Source organism: Pseudomonas sp. NBRC 111127, assembly GCF_001320345.1.
In the GTDB taxonomy this organism is placed as follows: domain Bacteria; phylum Pseudomonadota; class Gammaproteobacteria; order Pseudomonadales; family Pseudomonadaceae; genus Aquipseudomonas; species Aquipseudomonas juntendi.
The window spans coordinates 1-5,425 of record NZ_BCBD01000236.1; the positions used below are offsets into that span (position 1 = coordinate 1).

General features: G+C 65.4%; 3 protein-coding genes. 2 read left to right on the forward strand and 1 reads right to left on the reverse strand.

The genetic code is table 11. The annotated features are described in order from the left end of the window. Together APH30_RS25885 and APH30_RS25890 are read left to right on the forward strand one after the other, a co-directional pair. Positions 1 to 2,380: condensation domain-containing protein (locus tag APH30_RS25885; protein ID WP_156326696.1), on the forward strand; the 2,380-nt coding region annotated here is incomplete at its 5' end. A gap of 55 nt (positions 2,381 to 2,435) precedes the next feature. Beyond that, a complete protein-coding gene (locus APH30_RS25890) occupies positions 2,436 to 3,389 on the forward strand; it encodes an alpha/beta hydrolase (RefSeq protein ID WP_054914128.1) in 954 nt (317 codons plus the stop codon). 87 nt (positions 3,390 to 3,476) lie between these two features. Here APH30_RS25890 and APH30_RS25895 read toward each other — a convergent pair. Beyond that, on the reverse strand, positions 3,477 to 5,425 hold a 1,949-nt coding region (locus APH30_RS25895; protein WP_054914129.1), incomplete at its 5' end, for a TonB-dependent siderophore receptor.

The window sequence follows — 5,425 nt, forward strand, 5'->3', positions numbered from 1 at the left end:
CCTGAAGCAGGTGGCCGAATATGTGCAGCGCAGCGGTGTCGAGCCGCCCCCGGTGCGTATCTACTGCCTGGGCGGCGACGCCGTGCCGAAGCAGACCTTGGCCGAGGTGCGCGAGGTGCTGCGGCCACGCTACATCACCAATGGCTATGGGCCGACTGAAACGGTAGTCACGCCGATGCTCTGGAAGGCCTCGGCCGAAGAGCCCTGCGGCGCGGCCTACGCACCCATCGGCCGAGTCGTGGGGCAGCGCTCGCTACGGGTGCTGGACGATGACCTCAACCCATTGCCGGTCGGTTTTGCCGGGCAGCTGTTCATCGGTGGCCATGGCGTGGCTCGCGGCTATCACCAGCGGCCATCGATCACTGCCGAGCGGTTCGTGCCCGACCCGTTCGGTGAGCCCGGGGCACGTTTCTACCGTTCCGGTGACCTGGTGCGCCTGCGTCAAAGCGGAATACTGGACTACGTCGGGCGTCTGGATCACCAGGTCAAGGTGCGGGGCTTCCGCATCGAGCTGGGCGAGATCGAAGCCAGCCTGCGCCAGCAACCGGGTGTCGGCGATGCCGTGGTGATCGCTCGCGACGGTGTTTCCGGCAAGCAGTTGATCGGCTACGTGGCGGCCAGCGCCGAGGTTCGCGGCGATCAGCTCAAGGCCGCCCTGGCCGAAACGCTGCCGGCCTACATGGTGCCGTTGCAGGTGATCTGCCTGGAGCGCCTGCCGGTCTCGCCCAATGGCAAGCTCGACCGCAAGGCCCTGCCGGAGCCCACCTTCGACCTGGCCAGCCATGTGCCCCCGCGCTGCGAGGAGGAACAATGGATGGCGCAGATCTGGGCCGAGGTGCTGCAGGTGGAGCAGGTGGGGATCACCGATAACTTCTTCGAGCTGGGCGGCGATTCGATTCTCAGCCTGCAGGTGATTTCGCGGGTGCGCAACCATGCGCAACTGAAACTGGAGCTCAAGCTGCGCGACCTGATGCGTTGCCAGACCATCGCCAACCTGTTCGACCAGCAGGGCGTGTCGCGGGTCAGCGGCGAGCAGCAGGCCGTGGTGGTGGAGGGCGCCTTCCCGCTGATCCCGATCCAGGAGTGGTTCTTCACCGCGCAAACCCATGCGCCGGAACACTTCAACCAGGCCTTGATCCTGCGTGCCAACCAGCCACTGGATGCGCAGGCGCTGGAGCGCACGCTGACCCGCATGCTCGGCCAGCACGATGCCCTGCGCCTGCGTTTCACCCACGAGCAGGGGCGCTGGATCCAGCGTTACCAGCCGTTGCAGGAGTGCCTGCAGCGCCTTGGCGATGACCCGCTGCTGTGGGTGCGCGAGGTGGCCGACGAAGAAGCGCTGGAGGACCTGGCCAATGAACTGCAACGCAGCCTGGACCTGGCCCAGGGGCCACTGATGCGCGGCTTGCTGGCGACCCTGGGTAATGGCCAGGTACGCCTGCTGCTGGTGATCCACCACCTGGTGATCGACGGTGTGTCCTGGCGTGTGCTGCTGCAGGACTTGCAGGAGGCCTACCAGGCTTTGCTCGCCGACCGGGAGCCGCGGTTGCCGCAGCGCACCAGCAGCTTCGGTGAATGGGCCGCTGGCCTGGCCGGCCATGCGGTGACCCTGCGCGAACGTGAGCTCGACTACTGGGTGGCGCAACTCGACCGCCAGGACGGGCCGCTGCGCTGTGACAACCCACGTGGCGGCAACCTCATGTGCCACCGCGAAGAGGCCGCGTTCAGCCTGGATGCGCAACGGACGGCACAGTTGCTCAAGGAGGCGCCCGCAGCCTACCAGACGCAGATCAACGACCTGCTGCTGACTGCGCTGAGCCGGGCCCTGTGCCAATGGGACGACAGTGCGTCGGCGCTGGTGCTGCTGGAAGGCCATGGCCGCGAGGATCTTTTCGAGCAACTGGACCTGAGCCGTACCCTGGGCTGGTTCACCAGCATGTATCCGGTACGCCTGAGCCCGCTGGCCGACCCCGGGGCGTCGATCGTGGCGGTTCGCGAGCAGTTGGCCCAGGTGCCCGACAAGGGCATCGGCTACGGGGTGCTGCGCCACATGGACGAACCGTGGGTGCGCGCGCGCCTGGCCGAGCTGCCGCAGGCGCAGGTCACTTTCAACTACCTGGGGCAGCTCGACCAGAGCTTCGATGCCGAGCAGGCGCTGTTCCTGCCCGCGCCGGAGAGCGTCGGCGACAGCTTCTCGCAGCAGGCGAGCCTGGCCAACTGGCTCGAAGTGGTGGGCCAGGTGTTCGACGGCAAGCTGTCGTTCCGCTGCATCTACAGCAACCGACGCTTCCGCCAGGGCACCATCACGGCCTTCATGGACCAGTTCCAGGCCGAGTTGACGCTGTTGATCGAGCACTGCCTGCAGGTCCAGGCCAACTGAATTTTCCTTCTTCTGACAGGCCGGATGCGGGTGCGTCCGGCCCAGGAACCGAGTCATGCCACTGAACCCTGAAATTGCCGAATTCCTCGACCTGGTCGACGCCAGCCCTGGCGATGGCCAGTCCATGGCCTTCCACCGCTCGACCCCCGCCCAGGCGCGCGACGCCTTCGAGCAGGCCTCCGTGCGCATGCGTTGGGAAGCGCCGCAGGTCCATAGCGAGGACCTGCATTGCCAGGCTCGCGATGGCGCCACCCTGGCGCTGCGTCTTTACCGGCCCTGCGCGCCTGCCGAGCAACCACTGCCGGTGCTGCTGTACCTGCACGGTGGTGGATTCGTGGTGGGCAGCATCGCCTCGCACGATGGCGTCTGTCGCGAGTTCTGCGCGCGCACCCCCTGCGCGGTGCTGACCGTCGATTACCGACGCGCGCCCGAGCAACGCTTTCCGGTGGCGCTCAACGACTGCGCCGATGCCTTGGCGTGGCTGGCACACAAAGGGCGCGAGTGGGGGCTGGATGCCAGCCGGGTCGCCGTGGGCGGCGACAGTGTCGGCGCGACCCTGGCCAGCGTGCTGGCGATCGACGCCGCACACCTGGGTGGGCCTGTACAGCCACGGCTGCAATTGCTTTGCTATCCAGTGGCCGATGCCTCGAAGCGCTGGGAGTCGCGTACGCTGTTCGCCGAGGGCTACCTGCTGGAGAGCGCCACCCTGGAGTGGTTCTACGACCATTATGCGCGCCAGGCCGAGGACCGCTCGAACTGGCGTTTCTCGCCGCTGCTGGCCACCGGCTTGCAGGGCGTGGCGCCGGCCTACATCGGCCTGGCAGGTTTCGATCCATTGCTGGATGAAGGCCAGGCCTATGCACGTCACCTGCGCGAGCAGGGGGTAGCGGTCAGCTGCGAGGTGTTCGAGGGGTTGGTGCACGACTTTCTGCGCATGCGCTTGGTCACGGCTGAGATCGACACGGTGTATGAGAGGTTGGCGCAGGTACTGCGTGACGCCTTGAACTGATGGTTTGCAGTGGATAGGGAGGGCCGCCATGCGGCCCTTTTGCGTTGCATACGACCCAGGGCCTTGCGCCCTGGGTCGTGGTTGCGGTCAGAACTTGTACTGCACGCTGGTCATGAAGTTGCGGGGCGCGCCGTACACGCCCCAGCTGTCGACGTAGGAGAAGTACTTGCGGTCGAAGACGTTGTTGAGGTTGAGCGTTGCGCTCAGGTTCCGGGTGATGTCGTAGCGCGCCATGAGGTTGGTCACGGCATAGCTGCCCTGGGTGAAGGTGTGCAGGTCCTGGCCGGTCTTGCTCTGCCAGTTCACGCCACCGCCGATGGTCAGCTTGTTGTCCAGAATGCCGGGCAGGCGATAGGTAGTGAAGGTCTTGGCGCTGTGACGGGGGGTGTTGGTGACGATGCGGTTGTCGTCGGAGTCGGTGCTGACGCTGTATGCGTAGCCGGCGAACGCCTGCCAGCCCTCGGCCAGCTCGCCGTTGAGCTCCAGCTCCACGCCCTTGGTGGTGGTGCCCTGCTCGGCGCGGTAGATGTCCGGCGCACGCTCATAGACGGCCAGGTTGTCCTGGTCGATGCGGAACAGCGCCAGGCTGGCGTTGAGTTTTTCCTCGTTGAAGCTGCCTTTCACGCCCAGCTCGTAACCGGTGCCTTCCTGTGGGTCGAGGGCCTTGTAATTCTCATCGTGCACGCCGTAGGGCTGCGGGTTGAAGATCTTGGTGTAGCTGCCGTAGACCGACCAGGTGTCGTTGAGGTCGTAGACCACGCCGGCATAGGGCAGGAACACGCCGTGGCGGTTCTCGTCACTCTTGTTGTCGAGCGTCGGATCACTCCAGTTCTGGTAGTCGCTGGTGCGTCGCCAGTCGGTGACGCGACCGCCGAGAATCACGGCCAGGTCGTCGGTCACGTGGAAGCGACCGGTCATGTAGGCGGCGTACTGGTTTTCCTGGATGTAGGTTTTGCCGATGGTGGTGGTGTCCGGGCGCGGGCCCTGGCCTTTCCAGTCCCAGACATTGTCGATGGTGCCGTCATAGCCGGTCCAGGGACCGAACCAGCCACCGTGATCCGGGGTGTTTTCGGTGTAGCGGGACAGGGTGACCCCGGTGATCAGTTCATGCTCGCGACCGAACAGGGTGAACGGGCCGGTCAGGTAGGCGTCGAGGTTGTTCTGGCGAGGCTTGCCCGACCAGCGGTTGGGGTACATGTAGGCGCCCGAGCCGTCCACCGGACTGATCTCGCCGTTCATGTAGTTGATCAGCTCGTCGAAGTCCATGACGCTGTGGCTGAGCTCGACCTTGCCGCTCCAGCCGTTGTCGAACTGATGCTCGAGGGAGGTGAAGACATTGGTCTGTTTGCGGTCGTTGTACGACCAGGTTGGCGAACTGTTCTTCGAGCGGCTGAAGTCGGTCTTGCTGCCGTCGGCGTAGCGGACCTGGAAGCCGGTACGCAGCGGGTCGTCGACCTGGGTATTGAGGTAACTGAAACCGACGGTCAGCATGGTTGCATCGCTGAGGTCGAACTCGGAGATACCGTAGATCAGCTGCGTATCCTGCTCGAGGCGGTCGACGAAGGAGTTCTGGGTCTTGTAGTCGACCACCAGACGCCCGCGGACGTTGCCGCTGTCGGTCAGTGGGCCGGAAACGTCGAATCCGGTGCCGTAACGGTCCCAGCTGCCAGCTTCGGCGGTCACGCTGCCCTGGAAGGTCGCGGTCGGGCGCTTGCGGATCATGTTGATGGTCGCCGACGGGGTGCCGGTGCCACTGATCAGGCCGGTGGCGCCGCGCACGATTTCGACACGGTCGTACATCGCCGTGCTCTGGGTGGTGTTGTCCAGGCGCGGGGAGGTGGGAACACCGTCGATCTCGAAGTTGTTGATCTGGAAGCCGCGCGACCAGTAGGTGTCGTTCTCGGCGCCGATGCCGGTGCGCAGCACGGTGATGCCCGGGGTGGCCTCGAGCACTTCGGTCAGGTTGGTCAGCTTCTGGTCGTCCAGGCGCTGGCGGGTGACCACGGTGACCGATTGCGGCGTTTCCTTCTGGGTCA

Coding starts and splice junctions, on each gene's coding strand:
- APH30_RS25890 (WP_054914128.1), top strand. CDS start 2,436: ATGCCACTGAACCCTGAAATTGCCGAATTCCTCGACCTGGTCGACGCC.